Here is a 19,363-nt window from a genome sequence, read left to right on the forward strand (position 1 = left end):
ACCGGCATGACGCGGGAACGCCCCGTCACCGACGGTCTCGAAGCGCTGTACCCGTTCCTGTACTCGGGTGAAAGCGACCTCGACGCCGTCCTCCGCCAGGTTGAACAGTCCACTGTGGACAAGGTGCGCGAGATCGTCGCCCTGCGCGGTGACGTCCTCGCCGCCGACCGCGACCGGCTGTTCGCGTGCGCGCAGGAACTGGCGCGCGCGTTCCAGGGCGGCGGCCGCCTGCTCGCCTTCGGCAACGGCGGCAGCTCGACCGACGCCCAGGACCTCGCCAGCCTGTTCCTCAGCCCGGCGGGCGACGCGAAGCCGTTGCCCGCCTTCGGGCTGACGAACGACATCGCGGTGGTGACCGCCCTGTCCAACGACATCGGGTTCGACGTCGTGTTCGCCCGGCAGATCGGCGCGTTCGGGCGTCCCGGCGACATCGCGGTGGGCCTGTCCACCAGCGGGAACTCCGCGAACCTGTTGCGCGCCTTCGACGAAGCCGCCCGGCGCGGCATGGTGACCGTCGGCATCGCCGGCTACGACGGGGGAAAAATGGCCGAGCTGGACAGCATCGACCACCTCTTCGTCGTCCCGTCACCGTCCGTGCACCGCATCCAGGAAGCCCAGACGACCCTCTACCACGCGCTGTGGGAGCTCACCCTCGGCGCGCTCGACGAACTCGGGGTTGAACAGCCGTGACGCATGCCGCAGAACAGACCGAAGAACAGCCCATCCACATCCTCTGGATCAACGCCGGCCTCTCGTGCGACGGTGACTCCGTCGCCTTGACGGCCGCCACGCAACCGAGCATCGAGGAAATCGTCCTCGGCGCTTTGCCCGGCTTGCCCAAGATCGCGGTCCACTGGCCGTTGATCGACTTCGAATGCGGCCCCGACAAGGGGGCCGACACGTTCATCGAGTGGTTCTACAAAGCCGACCGCGGCGAGCTGGAGCCGTTCGTGCTGGTCGTCGAGGGCTCGATCCCGAACGAGGCGATCAAGGACGAGGGCTACTGGTGCGGGTTCGGCAACAACCCCGAAACCGGCCAGCCGATGACGACCAGCGAGTGGCTGGACCGGCTGGCGCCCAAGGCACTGGCGGTGATGGCCGTCGGCACGTGCGCCACCTACGGCGGCATCCACGCGATGGAGGGCAACCCGACCGGTGCCATGGGCGTGCCCGACTACCTGGGCTGGGACTGGAAGTCCGGCGCCGGCATCCCGATCGTCTGCGTGCCCGGCTGCCCGACCCACCCGGACAACCTGTCCGAGACCATCACCTACCTGCTCTACCAGGCCGCCGGGCAGGCGCCGATGATCCCGCTCGACGACCACCTGCGGCCGCAGTGGCTCTTCGGCGCGACCGTCCACGAAGGCTGCGACCGCGGCGGCTACTACGAGCAGGGCGAGTTCGCCACCGAGTACGGCTCCCCGAAGTGCCTGGTCAAGCTGGGCTGCTGGGGCCCGGTCGTGAAGTGCAACGTGCCCAAGCGCGGCTGGATCAACGGCGTCGGCGGCTGCCCGAACGTCGGCGGGATCTGCATCGGCTGCACCATGCCGGGCTTCCCGGACAAGTTCATGCCGTTCATGGACGAGCCGCCGGGCGCGAACGTGTCGTCGCTGGCCAGCGGCGCGTACGGGTCGGTGATCCGCCGGCTGCGGAAGATCACCGAGCGCAAGGCCGACACCGAACCGAAGTGGCGCCACAAGGGCACCAAGCTCGACACCGGCTACCAGGCAGGGGCGCGGTCATGACCGAGATGAAAGAAAAGACCGACCTCGTCGAGATGGCGTGGGACCCGATCACCCGGATCGTCGGCAGCCTCGGCATCTACACGAAGATCGACTGGGCGCAGAAGAAGGTCGTCGAGTGCCACAGCACGTCGTCGGTCTTCCGCGGCTACAGCATCTTCATGAAGGGCAAGGACCCGCGCGACGCGCACTTCATCACCAGCCGGATCTGCGGGATCTGCGGCGACAACCACGCGACGTGCTCGGTCTACAACCAGAACATGGCCTACGGCGTCCGCCCGCCGCACCTCGGCGAGTGGATCATCAACCTCGGCGAGGCCGCCGAGTACATGTTCGACCACAACATCTTCCAGGAGAACCTGGTCGGGGTCGACTACTGCGAGAAGATGGTCGCCGAGACCAACCCCGGCGTCCTGGAGCTGGCCAACCGCACCGAGGCCCCGCACGCGGGCGACCACGGCTACCGCACCATCGGCGACATCATGCGCTCGCTCAACCCCCTCGAAGGCGAGTTCTACCGCGAGGCCCTGCAAGTGTCGCGCAGCACGCGCGAGATGTTCTGCCTGATGGAAGGCCGGCACGTCCACCCGTCCACGTTGTACCCCGGCGGCGTCGGCACGGTCGCCACCGTGCAGCTGTTCACCGACTACCTGACCCGGCTGATGCGCTACGTCGAGTTCATGAAGCGCTGCCTGCCGATGCACGACGACCTCTTCGACTTCTTCTACGAAGCCATCCCCGGCTACGAAGAGGTCGGCCGGCGGCGCGTCCTGCTCGGCTGCTGGGGCAGCCTGAACGACCCCGAGCACTGCGACTTCACCTATGAGAACATGGCGGCCTGGGGTCGCAAGATGTTCGTGACGCCGGGCGTGGTCGTCGACGGCAAGCTCGTCACGACCAGCCTGGTCGACATCAACCTCGGCATCCGCATCCTGCTCGGCAGCTCGTTCTACGAGGACTGGGCCGACCAGCCGATGTTCGTCACGCAGGACCCGCTGGGCAACCCGGTCGACCAGCGCCACCCGTGGAACCAGCACACCATCCCGCGCCCGGCGAAGCGCGACTTCGACGGCAAGTACTCGTGGACGATGTCGCCGCGCTGGTTCGACGGCAAGGACCACCTCGCCCTCGACACCGGCGGCGGCCCGATCGCCCGGCTGTGGGTCACCGCGCTGGCCGGGCTCGTCGACACGCCGTACCTGAAGTCCACCGGCCACAGCGTCAAGATCACGCTGCCGCGCACGGCGACCAAGCCCGAGGTCGAGTTCGAGTGGAAGATCCCGCGTTGGAGCAACGCTCTCGAACGCAACCGCGCCCGGACGTACTTCCAGGCGTACGCGGCCGCGCTGGCGCTGCACTTCGCCGACCAGGCGCTCGGTGAGGTCCGCAAGGGCAACACCAAGACGTGGGAGCCGTTCAAGGTCCCGGACGAAGGCGTGAGCTGCGGCTTCACCGAAGCGGTCCGCGGTGTCCTCTCGCACCACATGGTGATCAAGGGCGGCAAGATCGCGAACTACCACCCGTACCCGCCGACGCCGTGGAACGGCAGCGTCCGCGACAGCTTCGGGACGCCGGGGCCGTACGAGGACGCCGTGCAGAACACGCCGATCTTCGAGGAGAACACGCAGGAGAACTTCAAGGGCATCGACATCATGCGCGCGGTCCGCAGCTTCGACCCGTGCCTGCCCTGCGGCGTCCACATGTACACCGGGTCCGGGAAGGTGCTCGAGCGGTTGCACACCCCGCACGCGTTCGGCGGGGAGCTCGCCTGATGACGGAAGTCGACCGGGTCGGCGAGCGCATCGAGCAGCTGCTGGGCGAGTTCGACGGCCGCGACGCCGAGCTCGCCGAGGACCTCGTCCACACGCTGCTCGAGTTCTACGGCGCCGGCCTGGCCCGGATCGTCGAGGTCGTCGACCGGCCGCTGCTGGACCGGCTCGCCGAGGACGACCACATCCGCGGCCTGCTCGTGCTGCACGACCTGCACCCGCGGTCGACGCACGAGCGGGTCGCCGAGGCCCTCGACAAGGTCCGGCCGTACCTCGGCTCGCACGCCGGCGACGTCGAGTTCGCCGGGATCGAGGACGGCGTCCTGCGGCTGCGGCTGCGAGGTTCCTGCGACGGCTGCCCGTCGTCGACGGTCACCGCGAAGTACGCCATCGAGCGCGTCGTCCGGGAGGCGGCGCCGGAGATCTCGGACGTCGTCGTCGAGGGCGTCGCCGAGGAAGAGACCGGCCCCGGCGGGCGGCCGCTGCTCCCCCTCTGCCCCGTGGAGGTCCCGTGACGGGCGGCCTGCGCCGGTTCCGCACTCCCGCACCGCGCGCCGCGCCGGGCGAGCGGTGCGAGATGTGCGCGGAACCGATCGGCGCGGAACACGGGCACGTCATCGACCTCGAGTCCCGCACGATCCTGTGCACCTGCCGGGGCTGCTACCTGCTCTTCACCCACGCCGGCGCGGGCGGGAAGCGGCACCGGGCGGTGCCCGACCGCGTGCGGCACCATCCCCGGTTCGAGCCGGGCGCCGCGTTGTGGGAGTCGGCCGGCATCCCCGTCAAGACGGCGTTCCTGTTCCGCAACTCCGTGCAGGACCGCACGGTCGCGTTCTACCCGAGCCCGGCGGGGGCGACGGAGTCCCTGCTCCCGCTGGGCACGGCCGACGACCTGGTCACCGAGCTCGCCGACGACGTCGAAGCGCTGCTGGTGAACCGGCTCGACGACGGTTTCGAGGCCTTCTCGGTGCCGATCGACGTCTGCTACGAGCTGGTCGGGCTGGTCCGGACGACCTGGCGGGGGTTCGACGGCGGCACCGAAGCGCACGAGGCCATCGACGGCTTCTTCGCCCGGCTGCGGGAGCGCGGCGATGGCTGAGCTGACCTTCGACTGCATCGACGTCCGGCCGCTGCGCTACGCCGCGTCGCCGACGCTGGCGTTCAAGCTGCGGATCTCCGAGCTGACCGGGCAGCCCGTCCACGCGATGGTGCTGCGCGTCCAGATCCGCATCGAGCCGCAGCGCCGCCGGTACGCCGAGGGCGAGTCGGAGCTGCTCACCCACCTCTTCGGCGAGCGCGCCCGGTGGGGCGAGACGCTGAAGCCGTTCCAGTTCACGACGGTGTCGGTCACCGTGCCGGGGTTCACCGGCGCCACCGAGATCGACGCCGAGGTGCCGTGCACCTACGACCTCGAAGTCGCGGCCGGCAAGTACTTCCACGCGCTGGCCGAGGGGGTCGTGCCGATGGTGCTGCTGTTCAGCGGCACCGTGTTCGGCAAGGGCGGGCCGGGGTTCTGGGTCGAGCAGGTGCCGTGGCACACCCAGGCCGAGTGCCGGATGCCGGTCGCCGTCTGGGACGAGCTGATGGCGCGGTACTTCCCGAACGTCGCGTGGATCAAGCTGCCGCGCGAAACCGTCGACGCGCTGCTCAAGTACAAGGCGCAGCACGCGATCCCGACCTGGGAGGCCGCGGTGGAGCGACTGCTGGCGGGTGAGCCGTGAACGCCCTCGAGCAGGCCCGCGCGGTCGGTGACGCCGTGCTCTACGAGGGCTACCTGCTCTACCCGTACCGGGCGTCGGCGCCGAAGAACCGGGTGCGCTGGCAGTGGGGCGTGCTCGTGCCGCCGTCGTTCGCGTCGGCGGAGATCGGCGAGCACGCGTCGGCGCGCGCCGAGTGCGTGTTCGAGCCGCTGGAACGCACGATCCTGCACGTCAAGGTGCGGTTCCTGCAGACGCGGACGCAGTCCGGGTGGGACGAAGCCGTCGAGCACGAGAGGGACTTCGACCTGCCGCTTTCGGAACTCCCGGTCGAGACGCCGTTCCGCGTGCCGGGTGACGGCGAACGGACCCACGAGCTGTCCGGCGTCCTCGCCGCCCGCGTCGACCCGCTCGACGGGCCGTTCGGCGGCGCCCGGCTGCGCGTCGAGGTGCACAACACGACGTCGTGGCCCTCCGACGGCGTCCGCGAGCACGCCCTGCGCCACTCCCTGCTCGCCGCCCACCTGGTGCTCAGCCTCGACACCGGGCACTTCCTGTCGATGCTGGACCCGCCGGAGTGGGCGAAACCGGCCGTCGAAGCCTGCCGGCAGGAACGGCTCTGGCCGGTGCTGATCGGCGACACCTCGCGCAGCACGGTGGTGCTCGCGTCGCCGATCATCCTCTACGACGACCCGGCGATCGCCGAGGAAAGCCCGGGCGACCTCTTCGACGGCACCGAGATCGACGAGATCCTGACCCTGCGCACGCTGACGCTGACCGACGAGGAGAAGCGCGAGGCCCGGGCCACCGACCCGCGCGCGGCGGCGATCGTCGACCGCGTCGACACGATGCCGCCCGAGCTGCTGGAACGCCTGCACGGCGCGGTCCGGTCCCTGCGGCCGGTCCCGCCTTCGGTGGTCGTCGGCGGCGTGCGCGTCATCGAAGGGTCGCGCGTGCGCCTGCGGCCGAACCTGCGTGGTGCCGACGCCCAGGACATGTTCCTCACCGGCAAGACCGCCACCGTCCGGGTCGTGCTGTCCGATGTGGACGGCATGACGCACGTCGCGGTGACGCTCGACGACGATCCCGGCGCCGACCTGCAGCACGCGCACGGCCGGTACCGGTACTTCTCCCCCGACGAGATCGAACCCCTGGAGGTCGCGGAATGAGGCCACGAGTCCTGGTCGCCGGCATCGGCAACATCTTCCTGAGCGACGACGGTTTCGGCGTCGAGGTCATCAAGGAGCTCGAGGGCGCCGACCTGCCGCCGTGGGTGCAGATCGCCGACTACGGCATCGCGGGCATGCACCTCGCCTACGACCTGCTGGGCGGCTACGACACGACGATCCTGCTCGACGCCACCCCGCACGGACGGCCACCCGGGACGCTCTCGCTCATCGAGGCCGACACCGAGGACCTGGCGGCGTCGGCGTCGATCGACGCGCACGGCATGCAGCCGGACGCGGTGTTCCGGCTGTTGCGCCTCCTCGGCGGCGACGCCGGCCGCGTCCTCCTCGTGGGCTGCGAGCCGGCCTGCCTCGACGGCGGGATCGGGCTGTCCCCCGAGGTCGAAGCCGCGATCCCGGCCGCGGTCCGCGCGGTCACCGAACTCGCCTGGGGAACCAGCCCGGAGCTGCCGCTCAAGGAGAAGACGGAGGTCTGAGATGAAGCGCCTGCTGTTGTTGGTCCTGCTGTTCGGCGGGGTGACCTGGCTCGTGAAGCAGTTCGAGCCCGACATCCGGCGGTACCTCGAGATGAGCCGGATGTAACGGCCGTGTGCCTCGGGATCCCGGGCGAGATCATCGAAATCAGCGAGGAGCGACCGGACCTCGCCAAGGTGTCGGTGAGCGGTGTCAAGCGCACCATCAACATCGGCCTGCTCGACGACGACCCGCCGAAGCCCGGCGAGTGGATCCTCATCCACGTCGGCTTCGCACTGTCCAAAATAGACGAGCAGGAGGCCGCGGCCGCCCTGGAGTTCCTCGAGAGCATCGGCAAGGCGTACGAGGACGAAATGGCCGCGCTCTTGGAATCCCGGATCGAGTAGGAGTCGTCATGCGTTTCGTCGACGAGTTCCGCGACGCGGAGAAGGCGCGGGCGCTGTCCGCGAAGATCACGTCGCTGTGCGAGCCGGGCCGCCACTACAAGTTCATGGAGGTCTGCGGCGGGCACACGCACACCATCTACAAGCACGGCCTCGAGGACTACCTGCCCGAAAGCGTCACGCTGGTGCACGGGCCGGGCTGCCCGGTGTGCGTGATCCCGATGGGCCGCATCGACGACGCCATCCACATCGCCCGGCAGCCCGGCGTGCTCATGACGTCGTTCGGCGACATGATGCGCGTGCCCGGCTCCGGCGGGAACTTCTTCGACTCCAACGCCGAAGGCACCAACATCAGGATGGTCTACTCGCCGCTCGACTCGCTGAAGATCGCGCGGCAGAACCCGGACCTGCGCGTCGTGTTCATGGCCATCGGCTTCGAGACGACGACGCCGTCCACCGCGATGACGCTGCTGCGCGCGGCCGCCGAAGGCATCGAGAACTTCTCGGTGTTCGGCAACCACGTCACGATCATCCCGGCCATCAAGGCCATCCTCGACTCCCCCGACCTGCGGCTCGACGGCTTCATCGGCCCGGGTCACGTGTCCACCGTGATCGGCTGCCGGCCGTACGAGTTCATCGCCCGCGACTACGGCAAGCCCGTGGTCGTCGCCGGGTTCGAACCGCTGGACATCCTGCAGTCGATCTACATGCTGATGCTGCAGCTGTCTTCCGGGCGCTCCGAAGTGGAGAACCAGTACTCGCGCGTGGTCCCGTGGGACGGGAACCTCGTCGCGTTGAAGGCCATCAACGAGGTCATGGAGCTGCGGCCCTACTTCGAGTGGCGCGGCCTCGGGTTCATCACGCACTCGGCGATGGCGATCCGCGCGAAGTACGCCGCGTTCGACGCCGAGCGGATCTTCGAGATCCCTGGCCTGCGCGTCGCCGACCCGAAGGCGTGCCAGTGCGGCGAGGTGCTCAAGGGCGTGCTGAAGCCGTGGGAGTGCAAGGTGTTCGGCACCGCGTGCACCCCGGAGACACCGATCGGGACGTGCATGGTCTCGCCCGAAGGCGCCTGCGCGGCGTACTACAACTTCGGCCGGTTCAGCCGTCAGCGCGTCCGGGAGGCGAGCCGCGCATGACCACCACCGAACGCGAGCAGCAGGTCCTCGACCGCATCGAACGCGCCCGGCGCCGGCGCGCGAAGGTGCGTGAAGAGCGCATCACGCTTTCGCACGGCGCGGGCGGCAAGTCGACGCACACGCTGATCGAGGCCGTGTTCCTCGACGCGTTCCGCAACCCGCTGCTGGAACCGCTCGAAGACGCGGCGTCCTTGACGATCGGCGACGCGCGGCTGGCGCTGACGACGGACTCCTACGTCGTCTCGCCGCTGTTCTTCCCCGGCGGGAACATCGGCGACCTGGCCGTCAACGGCACGGTGAACGACCTCGCCGTGTCCGGCGCGCGGCCGCTCTACCTGACCGCCGGGTTCATCCTCGAAGAGGGCTTCCCGGTCGAAGACCTGCTGAAGATCGTGGACTCGATGAAGACCGCGGCCCTCGAAGCGGGCGTCCAGATCGTCACCGGCGACACGAAGGTCGTGCAGCGCGGCAAGGCCGACGGCGTGTACGTCAACACCGCGGGCGTCGGCGTCCTGACCCGCACCGGGCTCGGCGTCGCCACCGTGAAGCCCGGAGACGCCGTCCTCGTCTCCGGGCCGATCGGCGACCACGGCGTCACGATCATGCTGGCCCGCGGCGAACTGGACATCGACGCCGACCTCGAGTCCGACACCGCGCCGGTGCACGACCTGGTCGCCGGGCTGCTGGCCGCGGTGCCGGGCGTGCGCGCGATGCGGGACGCGACCCGCGGCGGCGTCGCGACGATCCTCAACGAGATCGCGAAGGCCGCCGAAGTCGCCGTGGTCGTCGACGAGAAGGCCGTCCCGGTCCGGGAAGAGGTCCGCGGCGCGTCGGAACTGCTGGGCATCGACCCGCTGTACGTCGCCTGCGAAGGCCGGATCGTCGTCGTGGTCGACGGCACTCAGGCCGCCGATGCCCTGGCCGCGTTGCGCGCACACCCGTTGGGCGCGGACGCCGCGGTGATCGGGCGCGTCGCCGGCGACCCGCCGGGCATCGTGCTGCTGAACACCGCGTTCGGCGGCACGCGGATCGTGGACCTGCTGGTCGGGGACCCGCTGCCGAGGATCTGCTAGTGCACGAAATGGCGATCACGCAGTCGGTCGTGGACGCGATCGTCGCCCGCCTCGGCGAGGCGCCGGTGTCGTGCGTGCGGCTCGAGATCGGCCGGCTGTCCGGTGTGGTCCCGGACAGCGTCCGCTTCTGCTTCGACGTCCTCTGCACGGGGACGTCCCTGGAAGGCGCCCGGCTCGACATCGCCGAGCCGTCCGGGCGAGCGCGTTGCCGCGACTGCGGCGAGGAGTTCTCGCTCGACGACTTCATCGTGCTGTGTCCCTGCGGCAGCGCCGACGCGTCGGTGCTGGCGGGCCGCGAACTGCGCATCACCTCGGTGGAGGTCAGCCATGTGTGACACCTGCGGCTGCTCGGATTCGGACGTCCGGATCACCGACCACGCGCACACCGTGGTCCTGGAGCAGGACATCCTCGCCAAGAACGACGAGCTGGCGGCGCACAACCGGACGCACCTGCGCGCTTCGGACGTCTTCGCGGTCAACCTGATGAGCTCGCCGGGTGCCGGGAAGACGACGCTGCTGGAACGGACGATCCTCGCTCTCGATGGTCCCTGCGCCGTGATCGAAGGCGACCAGGAGACACTGCTGGACGCCGAACGCATCAAGGCGACGGGCGCGCCGGTCGTCCAGATCAACACGGGTGCGGGCTGTCACCTGGACGCGTCGATGCTGCACCGGGCTCTGCACTCGCTGTCGCCCGCCCGGGGTTCGACGTTGTTCATCGAGAACGTCGGCAACCTCGTCTGCCCGGCCCTGTTCGACCTCGGCGAGGCGGCCCGCGTGGTGATCCTCTCCGTGACCGAAGGACCGGGGAAGCCGTTGAAGTACCCGCACATGTTCACCGCGACGGACCTGGTGCTGCTGAACAAGGTCGACCTGCTGCCGTACGTCGACTTCGACGTCGCCGAGTTCGAGCGGGACGTCCGCCGGGTGAACCCGTCGGCGGCCCTGCTGCAGGTCAGCGCGACCCGCGGCGACGGCCTCACCGCGTGGTACGACTGGCTACGGCGACCTGACCGAAGCTGATCCCGCCGTCGTTCGCCGGCACGTTCCGGTGGGTCAGCACGCGGAACCCCCGGCGTTCGAGGCCGGCCACGGTCCGGTCGAGCAGCAGGACGTTCTGGAACACCCCGCCGGACAGCGCGACCGTGGTGCTGTGGTCCCTCAGCCGGTCACAGGTGTCCACGATCGCGGCGGCGACCCCGTTGTGGAACCGGGCAGCTCTCTTCGCCGGTGTGGCGTTGTCGTCCAGGAGCGCGGCGATGAGGTCTTCGCCGTGGACGACGTCGTCGACCCGCGCCCGGTAGCCCGCCTGCTCGCCGGGATCGGCCAGCTGTTCCAGCTCGATGGCGGCCTGGCCCTCGTAGTTGACGGTGTCCCGGACCCCGAGCAGCGCGGCGGCCGCGTCGAAGAGGCGGCCGGCACTCGACGTCAGCGGTGAGTTGAGGCCACTGCGCTTGAGCTTGACGACGTCTTCGCGCGCCGGCCGCCCGAGTTCGTCCACATAGGACGCGGCCATCCGCCACGGCTGCCGGATCGCGCTCGTGCCGCCCGGCATCGCGACCGGTTTGAGGTGCGTGAGCCGCCGGTAGGACGTCAGGTCGGCGAGGAGGAACTCGCCGCCCCAGATGGTGCCGTCGGGCCCGAACCCGGTGCCGTCGAAGGCGACGCCGAGCACCGGGCCGTCCTCGCCGTTGTCGGCGAGGCAAGCGGCGATGTGGGCGTGGTGGTGCTGCACGCCGAGCAGGTCGATGTCCAGGTCCAGGGCGTACTTCGTGGACAGGTACTCGGGGTGGAGGTCGTGCGCGACGAGCACCGGGTCGATCGCGAACAGGCGTTTGAAGTGCTCGATGCCCTCGGTGAAGGACTTGAGGGTCTCGTAGTTCTCCAGGTCGCCGATGTGGTGGGAGACGAAGGCGTGGTGGCCTTTGGCGAGGCAGAAGGTGTTCTTGAGTTCGGCACCGCAGCCGAGCAGGTGTTTCTTCGTTTCCAGCCGGATCGGCTCGGGCGCGTAGCCGCGCGAACGCCGTTGGAGCTGCGGTTTCGTGCCGACGATGCGCACCACGGAATCGTCCGTCCGGATGTGGATCGGCCGGTCGTGGGTGAGGTGGGCGTCGGCGATGCCCTCGAGCCGGCCGAGGTCTTCGTCGCGGTGGACGATGGGTTCGTCGGAGACGTTGGCGCTGGTCAGCACGAGGGGTCCGGTCTGGTCCAGCAGCAGGTGGTGGAGCGGCGTGTAGGGCAGCATGAGCCCGATCCGCCGGTTCCCGGGCGCGACGGCCTGGGCAAGGCCTCCCCTGGAGGGCAGCAGCACGATGGGCCGCCGCCGTCCTTGAAGGACCCGCGCGGCTTCGTCGCCGACGTGAGCGATCTCCCGGGCTTGCCCGAGATCGGCCACCATGACGGCGAAAGGCTTGTCCTCGCGGTGCTTCCGTGCTCTCAACGTCTTCGCGGCTTCTTCGTGCCGCGCACCGACCGCGAGGTGATAGCCGCCAAGTCCCTTCACGGCGACGACGGCACCCTGCTCGATCGCCGCGACGGTCGCCGGGATCGGATCCCCGCCGCCGGGTTCGAACCTGAGCGTGGGCCCGCAGGCAGGGCAGCAGACGGGCTGGGCGTGGAACCGCCGGTCGGCCGGATCCTCGTACTCCTGCTTGCACAGAGCGCACATCGCGAACGCGGCCATGGTCGTGAGCGGACGGTCGTAGGGCACGCCCTTGACGATCGTGAACCGCGGCCCGCAGTTGGTGCAGTTGACGAAGGGGTACCTATAACGTCGATCGGCGGGGTCTCGCAGCTCCCGCAGGCAGTCGTCACAGGTGGCGCAGTCGGCGGAGACGAGCGTGTCGGCGGTGCCGTCGGCCGGGCTGGCCACGATCCGGAAGCCGCGCTCCCCGCGCGCGGGAACCTCGCGCGTCCGGACCTCGTCGACCACCGCAAGCGGCGGGGCGTCCTTCGTCAGGGCCTCGACGAAGGCCGTCACCTGGTCGCGCGTCCCCTCGACTTCGATGAACACCCCGCGCCCGTCATTCCCGACGAAGCCGCCGAGCCCTTGCGCGAGCCGATGGACGAAGGGCCGGAACCCGACGCCCTGCACCACCCCGGTGACGCTGATCGCCACGCGCACCCGCTCAGTCTGCGCTCTCCTCCACCCAGGCGGCCAGTTCCGGCAGGTCCGGCGGCTGCCGCAGGGCGTCGAGGACCACGTTGACCCCCGCGCGCAGCGGCGTTCCCCGGCGCACCACCGCCGCGATCGTGCGGGTCACCGGCGAGGCCAGCTCCCGCGTCACCACCCGGTAGCGCCGGTCCACCGCCAGCAACGGCAGCAACGCGATCGACAACCCGGCCTCGACGTGCTGCAAGGTCATCAGGTAGTTGCTGAACCGGCACACCACCCGCGGCTCGAAGCCCGACTCGCGGCACAGGCGCAGCGTCAGGTTGGCCATGTACGACTGCGGCATGTCCAGCGCCCACGGCGAATCCGCGTAGGCCGAGAGCGGGACCGGCCCCCTCGGGGAGTCGCCGGAGGAGACCAGGACGATCGGGTCCGAGGCCAGCGGGACGATGTCCAGGTCCGGGCCCAGGGGCAGCTCGACGAAGTCCGTCGTCGTGATGATCACGTCCGCGTCGCCGCCGCGCAGGGCCGGGATGCTCTCGTGGGGTTCCAGCTCCAGCAGTTCGACGTCCAGGTGCGGGTACGCGCCCGCCAGCCGGGTCACCGCCGGGACCGCCATCGTGTGGATCGCGCTCTGGAACGCGCCCAGCCGCACCTGGCCGACCGGCTCCTCGCCGAGGCTGCGCAGCTCCGCCTCGACCGTGTCCATGTGGTCGAGGATCGCCCGCGCGCGCCGCGCCAGCATCAGGCCCGCCGGGGTCAGCCGGACCCGGCGGCCCGTGCGTTCCAGCAGCTGGGTGCGGGTTTCCGCTTCGAGCACGGCCAGCTGCTGCGACACGCTCGACGCGCTCAGGTTCGCGTCCTGCGCCACCGCGCGGACCGTGCCCAGGGTGTCGAGCCGGCTCAGCAGCCTCAGGCGCCACGGGTTCAGCATCGCCCCATTCTTGTGCGGAAAACCCGAACAAGAAAGCCGGAATCGTGAGATGGACGTGGCGCTCGGTGCGGACTTACCGTCGATGCCATGGCTGCTTCCTTCTGGTCCGACGTCGACAAGCACCTCGTCCGCTACGGCGGCGCCTTCACGCGCGAGATCATCGACCGCGCCGAAGGCAGTTTCGTCTTCACCGAAGACGGCCGTCGCATCCTCGACTTCACCTCCGGCCAGATGAGCGCGATCCTGGGGCACTCGCACCCGGAGATCGTCGAGACCGTGACCCGGCAGGCCGCGAGGCTCGACCACCTGTTCAGCGGCATGCTGAGCCGCCCGGTCGTCGACCTCGCCCGGCGGCTCGCCGAGACGCTCCCGGCGCCGCTGGAGAAGGCCCTCCTCCTCACCACCGGCGCCGAGTCGAACGAGGCCGCCATCCGGATGGCGAAGCTCGTCACCGGCAAGCACGAGATCGTGTCGTTCGCCCGGTCGTGGCACGGCATGACGCAGGCCGCGGCGAGCGCGACCTACAGCGCCGGCCGCAAGGGTTACGGGCCCGCCGCGCCCGGCAACTTCGCCATCCCCGCGCCGAACGCGTACCGCCCCGACTTCACCGACGCCGACGGCGAGCTCGACTGGCGCAAGCAGCTCGACTTCGGCTTCGACCTGATCGACGCGCAGTCGGTCGGCAGCCTCGCCGCGTGCATCGTCGAGCCGATCTTGAGTTCCGGCGGCATCATCGAACCGCCGCCCGGCTACTTCGCCGCCCTGCGGGAGAAGTGCCGTGAACGCGGCATGCTGCTGATCCTCGACGAAGCCCAGACGGGCCTGTGCCGCACGGGGAACTGGTACGCGTTCGAGCGCGACGGCATCGTCCCGGACATCCTGACGCTGTCCAAGACGCTCGGCGCCGGCCTCCCCCTCGCGGCGGTGCTGACGAGCGCGGAGATCGAGCAGGAGGCCCACGAGCGCGGCTTCCTGTTCTTCACGACGCACGTGGCGGACCCCCTCCCGGCGGCGGTCGGCAACACGGTGCTGGACGTGCTGTCCCGCGACCACCTCGACGCCCGGGCGCTTTCGCTGGGCGCGGTGCTGCGCCAGGGTCTGGAGGGGATCGCCGAGCGCCACGAGGTGGTCGGCGACCTCCGCGGCCGCGGCCTGCTGGCCGGGCTGGAGCTGGTGGTGGACCGCGAGACCAAGCAAAGTTCGGACGAGCTGGGCGCCCGGGTGACGCAGCGCTGCCTCGAGCTGGGGCTGCACATGAACATCGTGCAGCTGCCGGGGATGGGCGGGGTGTTCCGGATCGCCCCGCCGCTGACGGCGTCCGAAGAGGAGATTTCGCTGGGCGTGTCGATCCTCGACCAGGCGATCGGGGACGCCGTCAAGCTGCTCTGAGGGCGGAATGCGGTAGCCGAGCGGCGGGTTTTTTGTTAGCAAGGACAAGGACCTGTCGCGAAGGAGCTACGCCATGGCTCTCGGCTTCCCCAGTCGCTCGCTCACCGTCGACCTCCCCGTCATCGCCCTCGTCCTCGCGGCGATCGCGCACTGGATCCGGGGCGCGCCCGCGGACGCGCTGATCTTCCTGGCCGTCACGCTGGTCCTCCTGATCACCGAACGGCCGCGCGAGGAGATCGCGGAGCTCGGGGAGCCGTTCCGCGTGCCGGGGTTCGCGGTGGTCGCGGCCGGGCTGCTGGTGCTGGCGTTCGGCCGCGACAGCGTCCCGGTGGCGGTCGCGATCTCCGCGATCGGGCTGGTGGCGCTGTTCGCGGAGTGGCGGGACCCGTCGCTGCCGGCCGACCGCCCGGTGCCGCGCCGGGCGTGGCTGTGGTCCGCGGTCGCGCTGAGCTGGTGCGGCTGGGAGCTGCTGTCGTTCGTCTACGAGCAGGCGGCGGGCGGGCTGTCGCTGACCCACCCGACGATGAGCGACCTGGTCGACCCGCTCCTGACCAGCCGGGTCGTCCAGGCGCTGGCGATCACGGGCTGGCTGGCGGCGGGCCTGGCGATGCTGCGCGCGGCGGCGACGGCGAGACGGTCATGAGCACCCGGGTCATCACCGAGCTGGGGTTCGGGCTGATCGTCCTGGCGGCGATCGGGCTGGGCGTGGCGAGCCACGTGTGGCCGAAGCGGATCCCGAAGCTGACGAGCGTGCTGGCCGTGGTGATGCGGCGGCGCAGCGCGCGGATCGCGTTCGTGCTGGCCTGGTGGTGGGTGGGCTGGCACTTCTTCGTGGGCCACTAGGTCGTGGGTGTTCGGGGCGGTTGGCACCGCCCCGAACACTCACGACCACCTGCGGCAGACCGTCAGAAGCCCGCCGTCACCTTGGTGAAGTCCCAGTCGTTCTGGGCGATGCCGCTGCACGCCGACTGGACGCCGCCGCCGGGGCAGCCCCGGTCGCGGTTGACCGACCAGAACGCCAGGCGGCCGATCTTGTTCGTCTTGGCCCAGTTGGTGATCTGGGTCCACGTCGAGAGATCGGTCAGCTCCTGCTGGTCGGACAGGCCGTTCATGCCCGAGATGCCCACGTGGCTGTACGCCGTGGCGTCACTCCACCCGAACGTCGACTTCAGCTTGTCGCGCAAGCCGTTCGCCGCGCTCACCGTGCTGGTGTACATATTCGAGCCGCCGCCGAAGTCGAACGGCATGATCGTGTACACGTCCACGTTGGCGCCCAGGGCCTTCGACTGGTCGATGAGCCGGTTGCCGTAGTAGTTCGGGCCGGTCGTCGACGTGCCGAACGTCAGGATCGTCTGGATCCCGGGGTTGTTCTGCTTGACGATCTTCAGCGCGCCCAGGATCCGGTCCTGGACGGCCTCGTTCTCGAACTCGTCGGAGTTCTCGATGTCGATGTCGATCGCCTTGAGCCCGTACGCGTTGATCACCTGCTGGTAGGCGCCGGCCAGCGCAGCCGGCGTCGAGCAGTTCGGGCCGAGCTTGTTGCCGCTCCAGCCGCCGAACGACGGGACGACCTGGCCGCCCGCCGCCTTGATCTGCGAGATCGCGGTGGCGTCCGCGCTGCCGGAGAGCGGACGGCTGCTGTCCCACGCCGGGTTGCAGCCACCGGAGGCGTTGATGAACGCCATGGTGAACCACTTGACGCCGGTCGCGTTCATCACCGTCTGCGGGTTCGGCGGGCTGCCCCAGCCCATGTACAGGTACGGCGCACCCTTGCCACCGGTGCCCGGCGGCGGGGTGGTCGTGGGCGGGGGCGTCGTCGTAGGCGGCGGTGTGGTCGTGGGGGGTGTGCCCCCGGCGGCGCAGGAACCCCCGTTCAGCTTGCAGTTCGACGGCGCGACGTACGAACCGGAGTACGCCACGTTGAACCCGAAGCTGGCGGACGCGCCGTTGCCGACGTTGCCGTTCCACGAGTTCTTCACCGTGACGTGCTGGCCCGACGCCGTGTAGCTACCGTCCCAGAGCGACGAGATCTTCGCGCCCGAAGGCAGGTCGAACTCGACGGTCCAGGTGGCCAGCGTCGAGCCCGAGCCGTTGGCGATCGTGTACTTGCCTTCGTACCCGGTGCCCCAGTCGGAGCCCTTCGAGAAGGTCGCGGACACGCCGCCCGCCGCGTTCGCCGGAGCGATCACGAACAGCGCGCCGATCGTGGCGGCCGCGGCCGCGAGCCCGAGTGCGGGCACCCACCGGCGGCTCACGACAGGCCGTTCTTCATCGCGGTGATGAGCTCGCCACCCGTGGTGTCACCGGTCAGCTCCCAGAAGAAGGCGCCGCCGAGACCCTGCTGCTTGGCGTAGGACATCTTCCCGCCGATGGTCGCCGGGGTGTCGTAGCTCCACCAGTTGCTGCCGCACTTCGCGTACGCGGTGCCGGCGAACGTGCCGGTCGACGGGCAGGTGTTCTTCAGGACCTTGTAGTCCTCGATGCCCTGCTCGTACGTGCCCGGCGCGGGACCGGTCGCGGTGCCGCCCGGCGTGCTCTGCGTGACGCCGGTCCAGCCGCGGCCGTAGAACCCGATGCCCAGCAACAGCTTGCTCGACGGGACGCCCTTGCTCTTCAGCTTCTGGATCGCCGCGTCGGAGTAGAAGCCCGGCGTCGGGATGCCGCTGAAGTTGGTGAGCGGCGAGTGCGGGGCCGTCGGCCCCTGCGCGGCCCAGGCGCCGAAGTAGTCGTAGGTCATCACGTTGTACCAGTCGACGTACTGCGCGGCGCCGCCGTAGTCGGCGACGTCGAGCTTGCCGCCGCTGCTCCCGTCGGCCGTGATCGCCGAAGTGATCAGGAACGACGAACCGAACTTCGCCCGCAGCGCGGACATCAGGTTCTTGTAGGCCGCGGCACCGCTGGTGTCACAGGAAAGGCCGCACGCGTTGGGGTACTCCCAGTCGATGTCGATGCCGTCCCAGATGTCCGCCCAGCGCGGGTCCTTCAGCAGGTTGTAGCAGGACTGCGCGAACGCGGCGGCGTTCTGCGACGCCTGGCCGAAGCCGCCGGAGTAGGTCCAGCCGCCGAACGACCAGATCACCTTGAGGCCCGGGTGCAGCTTCTTCAGCTTGCGCAGCTGGTTGAAGTTGCCCGCGACCGGCTGGTCCCAGGTGTCGGCGACGCCGTCGACGCTGCCCGCCGCGTCGTAGGTCTTCTGGTAGTCGGCGTACGGGTCGTCGTTCGCCGTGCACTGGCCGTTCTTCACGTTGCCGAACGCGTAGTTGATATGGGTCAGCTTGCTCGCCGAACCCGACGTCTCGATGTTCTTGACGTGGTAGTTGCGGCCGTAGACGCCCCACTGCACGAAGTAGCCGACATTCTTCAGGGACCCACCGGACGGCGGCGGCGTGGTCGTGGTCGGCGGGGTGGTGGGGGTCGTGGGGGTGGTCGTCGGCTGCGTCGGGGTCGTCGGGGTGGTGGTCGGGGTGCCCCCGCCGGCGTCGCAGGACCCGCCGTTCAGCTTGCAGTTCGACGGCGCCGAGTAGGTGCCGGAGTAGGCGACGTTGAAGCCGAAGCTGGCGGTCGAGCCGTTGCCGACGTTGCCGTTCCAGCTGTTCTTCACGGTGACGTGCTGGCCGGACGCGGTGTAGCTGCCGTCCCAGAGGGAGGAGATCGTCGCGCCGGACGGGAGGTCGAACTCGACCGTCCAGGCGGCCAGCGTCGAGCCGGACCCGTTGGTGATCGTGTACTTGCCTTCGTAGCCGGTGCCCCAGTCGGAGCCCTTGGTGAAGCCGGCGCTGACGCCACCGGCGGCACTCGCCGGCACGGTGACGAGTCCGACCGCGAGCGCGCCGACCGCGGTGAACAGACCGAGGAGGTGCCATCTCTTTCTGGACATTGCTCTCCCTTGGACCAGGTGCGAGGACAGCGCACACCACGGGGGACCGAGACGGTGTTTTGCGCCGTTTGCGAAGACGGTACGTGGTCCAGACCAATTAGGGAAGCACGAGTACGGAGAGTGCCGAACGCCGCCTGACCAGCTGCGACGTTGGCGTGTTCACTGGTCCAGTCCAGTTACGCAAAGCAGTCGCGACGAGGCGGATCCGGCCCTGCGCGGCGGCGGCCGCGCGATCGCTCGACCGCGGATTCCGCCCCCGGAAACGGAGGCATGAGAAAGGCCCCTCCGGCGAACCGGAGGGGCCTTTGCTGTCTCAACCAGACGTGCGCCCGAAGGGATTCGAACCCCTGACCTTCTGATCCGTAGTCAGATGCTCTATCCAGCTGAGCTACGGGCGCGTGTTCAGTTGTTCTCTAACCTAGCACCCGGCGAACCGGGCACCAGCGGAGGCTCCGGGATTTGAACCCGGGAGGGGGGGTTACCCCCAACCGCATTAGCAGTGCGGCGCCATAGACCAGACTAGGCGAAGCCTCCTGGGCCCAACGACCACTGCTCAGATAGGTTACACACCCCCCGATCACCCTCCA

21 protein-coding genes and 2 tRNA genes are annotated in these 19,363 nt (G+C 69.6%); 17 read left to right on the forward strand and 6 right to left on the reverse strand.

Going from position 1 to position 19,363, the window contains the following annotated elements; genetic code table 11:
* Nucleotides 1–6 precede the first annotated feature (6 nt).
* From ACYVLJ_RS08040 to hypB, 14 genes are read left to right on the forward strand one after another with little or no spacing between them, the layout of a single operon-like run.
* Entirely contained in the window at nucleotides 7–690 is a 684-nt protein-coding gene (locus tag ACYVLJ_RS08040; RefSeq protein WP_460438221.1) for a D-sedoheptulose-7-phosphate isomerase, read from the forward strand.
* Nucleotides 687–1,745: an NADH-quinone oxidoreductase subunit B family protein gene (locus ACYVLJ_RS08045; RefSeq protein WP_451971622.1), complete on the forward strand. Its 1,059-nt coding sequence runs from the start codon at nucleotides 687–689 to the stop codon at nucleotides 1,743–1,745. The genes ACYVLJ_RS08040 and ACYVLJ_RS08045 overlap by 4 nt, the downstream gene beginning before the upstream one ends.
* Nucleotides 1,742–3,514, forward strand: coding sequence for a nickel-dependent hydrogenase large subunit (locus ACYVLJ_RS08050; protein WP_451971619.1), 1,773 nt, complete (start codon nucleotides 1,742–1,744; stop codon nucleotides 3,512–3,514). The genes ACYVLJ_RS08045 and ACYVLJ_RS08050 overlap by 4 nt, the downstream gene beginning before the upstream one ends.
* Nucleotides 3,514–4,026 (forward strand): NifU family protein, encoded by a 513-nt coding sequence (locus tag ACYVLJ_RS08055; RefSeq protein ID WP_460438222.1) that lies wholly within the window; start codon nucleotides 3,514–3,516, stop codon nucleotides 4,024–4,026. Before ACYVLJ_RS08050 ends, ACYVLJ_RS08055 begins: the two co-directional genes overlap by 1 nt.
* Complete coding sequence (locus ACYVLJ_RS08060; protein ID WP_451971613.1) at nucleotides 4,023–4,610, forward strand: DUF5947 family protein; 588 nt, start codon at nucleotides 4,023–4,025, stop codon at nucleotides 4,608–4,610. The genes ACYVLJ_RS08055 and ACYVLJ_RS08060 overlap by 4 nt, the downstream gene beginning before the upstream one ends.
* Complete coding sequence (locus ACYVLJ_RS08065) at nucleotides 4,603–5,232, forward strand: DUF6084 family protein (protein WP_460438223.1); 630 nt, start codon at nucleotides 4,603–4,605, stop codon at nucleotides 5,230–5,232. The genes ACYVLJ_RS08060 and ACYVLJ_RS08065 overlap by 8 nt, the downstream gene beginning before the upstream one ends.
* Entirely contained in the window at nucleotides 5,229–6,377 is a 1,149-nt protein-coding gene (locus tag ACYVLJ_RS08070) for a hypothetical protein (RefSeq protein ID WP_460438224.1), read from the forward strand. Before ACYVLJ_RS08065 ends, ACYVLJ_RS08070 begins: the two co-directional genes overlap by 4 nt.
* A complete protein-coding gene (locus ACYVLJ_RS08075; RefSeq protein ID WP_451971604.1) occupies nucleotides 6,374–6,871 on the forward strand; it encodes a hydrogenase maturation protease in 498 nt (165 codons plus the stop codon). Before ACYVLJ_RS08070 ends, ACYVLJ_RS08075 begins: the two co-directional genes overlap by 4 nt.
* Before the next feature lies 1 nt (nucleotide 6,872).
* Nucleotides 6,873–6,977 (forward strand): DUF6893 family small protein, encoded by a 105-nt coding sequence (locus tag ACYVLJ_RS08080; protein ID WP_451971601.1) that lies wholly within the window; start codon nucleotides 6,873–6,875, stop codon nucleotides 6,975–6,977.
* A 5-nt stretch (nucleotides 6,978–6,982) separates the two neighbouring features.
* Nucleotides 6,983–7,255: a HypC/HybG/HupF family hydrogenase formation chaperone gene (locus ACYVLJ_RS08085; RefSeq protein WP_364595210.1), complete on the forward strand. Its 273-nt coding sequence runs from the start codon at nucleotides 6,983–6,985 to the stop codon at nucleotides 7,253–7,255.
* Nucleotides 7,256–7,263: 8 nt separating this feature from the next.
* Entirely contained in the window at nucleotides 7,264–8,391 is a 1,128-nt protein-coding gene (gene hypD, locus ACYVLJ_RS08090; protein ID WP_460438225.1) for a HypD family hydrogenase formation protein, read from the forward strand.
* Nucleotides 8,388–9,464, forward strand: a complete 1,077-nt coding sequence (gene hypE, locus ACYVLJ_RS08095; protein ID WP_460438226.1) for a HypE family hydrogenase expression/formation protein — start codon at nucleotides 8,388–8,390, stop codon at nucleotides 9,462–9,464. Before hypD ends, hypE begins: the two co-directional genes overlap by 4 nt.
* Complete coding sequence (locus tag ACYVLJ_RS08100; RefSeq protein WP_460438227.1) at nucleotides 9,464–9,799, forward strand: hydrogenase maturation nickel metallochaperone HypA/HybF; 336 nt, start codon at nucleotides 9,464–9,466, stop codon at nucleotides 9,797–9,799. The genes hypE and ACYVLJ_RS08100 overlap by 1 nt, the downstream gene beginning before the upstream one ends.
* Nucleotides 9,792–10,487 (forward strand): hydrogenase nickel incorporation protein HypB, encoded by a 696-nt coding sequence (hypB, locus tag ACYVLJ_RS08105; protein ID WP_451971589.1) that lies wholly within the window; start codon nucleotides 9,792–9,794, stop codon nucleotides 10,485–10,487. Before ACYVLJ_RS08100 ends, hypB begins: the two co-directional genes overlap by 8 nt.
* On the opposite strand, the gene hypF is transcribed toward hypB, so the two are convergent.
* Both hypF and ACYVLJ_RS08115 read right to left on the reverse strand, forming a co-directional pair.
* On the reverse strand, nucleotides 10,444–12,588 hold the full coding sequence (hypF, locus tag ACYVLJ_RS08110; RefSeq protein WP_460438228.1) for a carbamoyltransferase HypF: 2,145 nt from the start codon (nucleotides 12,586–12,588) through the stop codon (nucleotides 10,444–10,446). The genes hypB and hypF overlap by 44 nt on opposite strands.
* A gap of 4 nt (nucleotides 12,589–12,592) precedes the next feature.
* The gene (locus tag ACYVLJ_RS08115) at nucleotides 12,593–13,510 is read right to left on the reverse strand and encodes a LysR family transcriptional regulator (RefSeq protein WP_451971583.1); all 918 of its coding nucleotides are present in this window, start codon (nucleotides 13,508–13,510) and stop codon (nucleotides 12,593–12,595) included.
* Nucleotides 13,511–13,597: 87 nt separating this feature from the next.
* Here ACYVLJ_RS08115 and ACYVLJ_RS08120 point away from each other — a divergent pair, with 87 nt between their 5' ends.
* The 3 genes from ACYVLJ_RS08120 (at nucleotide 13,598) to ACYVLJ_RS08130 (ending at nucleotide 15,742) form a co-directional block, all read left to right on the forward strand.
* Entirely contained in the window at nucleotides 13,598–14,899 is a 1,302-nt protein-coding gene (locus ACYVLJ_RS08120; RefSeq protein WP_460438229.1) for an aspartate aminotransferase family protein, read from the forward strand.
* Nucleotides 14,900–14,972: 73 nt separating this feature from the next.
* A complete protein-coding gene (locus tag ACYVLJ_RS08125; RefSeq protein WP_451971578.1) occupies nucleotides 14,973–15,542 on the forward strand; it encodes a hypothetical protein in 570 nt (189 codons plus the stop codon).
* Nucleotides 15,539–15,742 carry a DUF6186 family protein gene (locus tag ACYVLJ_RS08130; RefSeq protein ID WP_451971575.1) on the forward strand — a complete coding sequence of 68 codons (204 nt, stop codon included), beginning with the start codon at nucleotides 15,539–15,541 and terminating at the stop codon, nucleotides 15,740–15,742. The genes ACYVLJ_RS08125 and ACYVLJ_RS08130 overlap by 4 nt, the downstream gene beginning before the upstream one ends.
* Nucleotides 15,743–15,804: 62 nt before the next feature.
* On the opposite strand, the gene ACYVLJ_RS08135 is transcribed toward ACYVLJ_RS08130, so the two are convergent.
* The 4 genes from ACYVLJ_RS08135 to ACYVLJ_RS08150 all read right to left on the reverse strand — a co-directional run bounded on the left by ACYVLJ_RS08135 (nucleotide 15,805) and on the right by ACYVLJ_RS08150 (nucleotide 19,310).
* On the reverse strand, nucleotides 15,805–17,154 hold the full coding sequence (locus ACYVLJ_RS08135) for a cellulose binding domain-containing protein (RefSeq protein ID WP_451971572.1): 1,350 nt from the start codon (nucleotides 17,152–17,154) through the stop codon (nucleotides 15,805–15,807).
* Nucleotides 17,151–18,776: a glycosyl hydrolase family 18 protein gene (locus tag ACYVLJ_RS08140; RefSeq protein ID WP_460438230.1), complete on the reverse strand. Its 1,626-nt coding sequence runs from the start codon at nucleotides 18,774–18,776 to the stop codon at nucleotides 17,151–17,153. Before ACYVLJ_RS08140 ends, ACYVLJ_RS08135 begins: the two co-directional genes overlap by 4 nt.
* Before the next feature lie 324 nt (nucleotides 18,777–19,100).
* Nucleotides 19,101–19,174 (reverse strand) — tRNA-Arg (locus tag ACYVLJ_RS08145).
* 46 nt (nucleotides 19,175–19,220) lie between these two features.
* A tRNA-Ser gene (locus tag ACYVLJ_RS08150) sits at nucleotides 19,221–19,310 on the reverse strand.
* Nucleotides 19,311–19,363: the final 53 nt, after the last annotated feature.

It is taken from the genome of Amycolatopsis stemonae (genome assembly GCF_054781455.1).

Coding starts and splice junctions, on each gene's coding strand:
- hypD (WP_460438225.1), top strand. CDS start 7,264: ATGCGTTTCGTCGACGAGTTCCGCGACGCGGAGAAGGCGCGGGCGCTG.
- ACYVLJ_RS08050 (WP_451971619.1), top strand. CDS start 1,742: ATGACCGAGATGAAAGAAAAGACCGACCTCGTCGAGATGGCGTGGGAC.
- ACYVLJ_RS08130 (WP_451971575.1), top strand. CDS start 15,539: ATGAGCACCCGGGTCATCACCGAGCTGGGGTTCGGGCTGATCGTCCTG.
- ACYVLJ_RS08055 (WP_460438222.1), top strand. CDS start 3,514: ATGACGGAAGTCGACCGGGTCGGCGAGCGCATCGAGCAGCTGCTGGGC.
- ACYVLJ_RS08125 (WP_451971578.1), top strand. CDS start 14,973: ATGGCTCTCGGCTTCCCCAGTCGCTCGCTCACCGTCGACCTCCCCGTC.
- ACYVLJ_RS08080 (WP_451971601.1), top strand. CDS start 6,873: ATGAAGCGCCTGCTGTTGTTGGTCCTGCTGTTCGGCGGGGTGACCTGG.
- ACYVLJ_RS08120 (WP_460438229.1), top strand. CDS start 13,598: ATGGCTGCTTCCTTCTGGTCCGACGTCGACAAGCACCTCGTCCGCTAC.
- ACYVLJ_RS08040 (WP_460438221.1), top strand. CDS start 7: ATGACGCGGGAACGCCCCGTCACCGACGGTCTCGAAGCGCTGTACCCG.
- hypB (WP_451971589.1), top strand. CDS start 9,792: ATGTGTGACACCTGCGGCTGCTCGGATTCGGACGTCCGGATCACCGAC.
- ACYVLJ_RS08075 (WP_451971604.1), top strand. CDS start 6,374: ATGAGGCCACGAGTCCTGGTCGCCGGCATCGGCAACATCTTCCTGAGC.
- hypE (WP_460438226.1), top strand. CDS start 8,388: ATGACCACCACCGAACGCGAGCAGCAGGTCCTCGACCGCATCGAACGC.
- ACYVLJ_RS08065 (WP_460438223.1), top strand. CDS start 4,603: ATGGCTGAGCTGACCTTCGACTGCATCGACGTCCGGCCGCTGCGCTAC.
- ACYVLJ_RS08115 (WP_451971583.1), bottom strand. CDS start 13,510: ATGCTGAACCCGTGGCGCCTGAGGCTGCTGAGCCGGCTCGACACCCTG.
- ACYVLJ_RS08140 (WP_460438230.1), bottom strand. CDS start 18,776: ATGTCCAGAAAGAGATGGCACCTCCTCGGTCTGTTCACCGCGGTCGGC.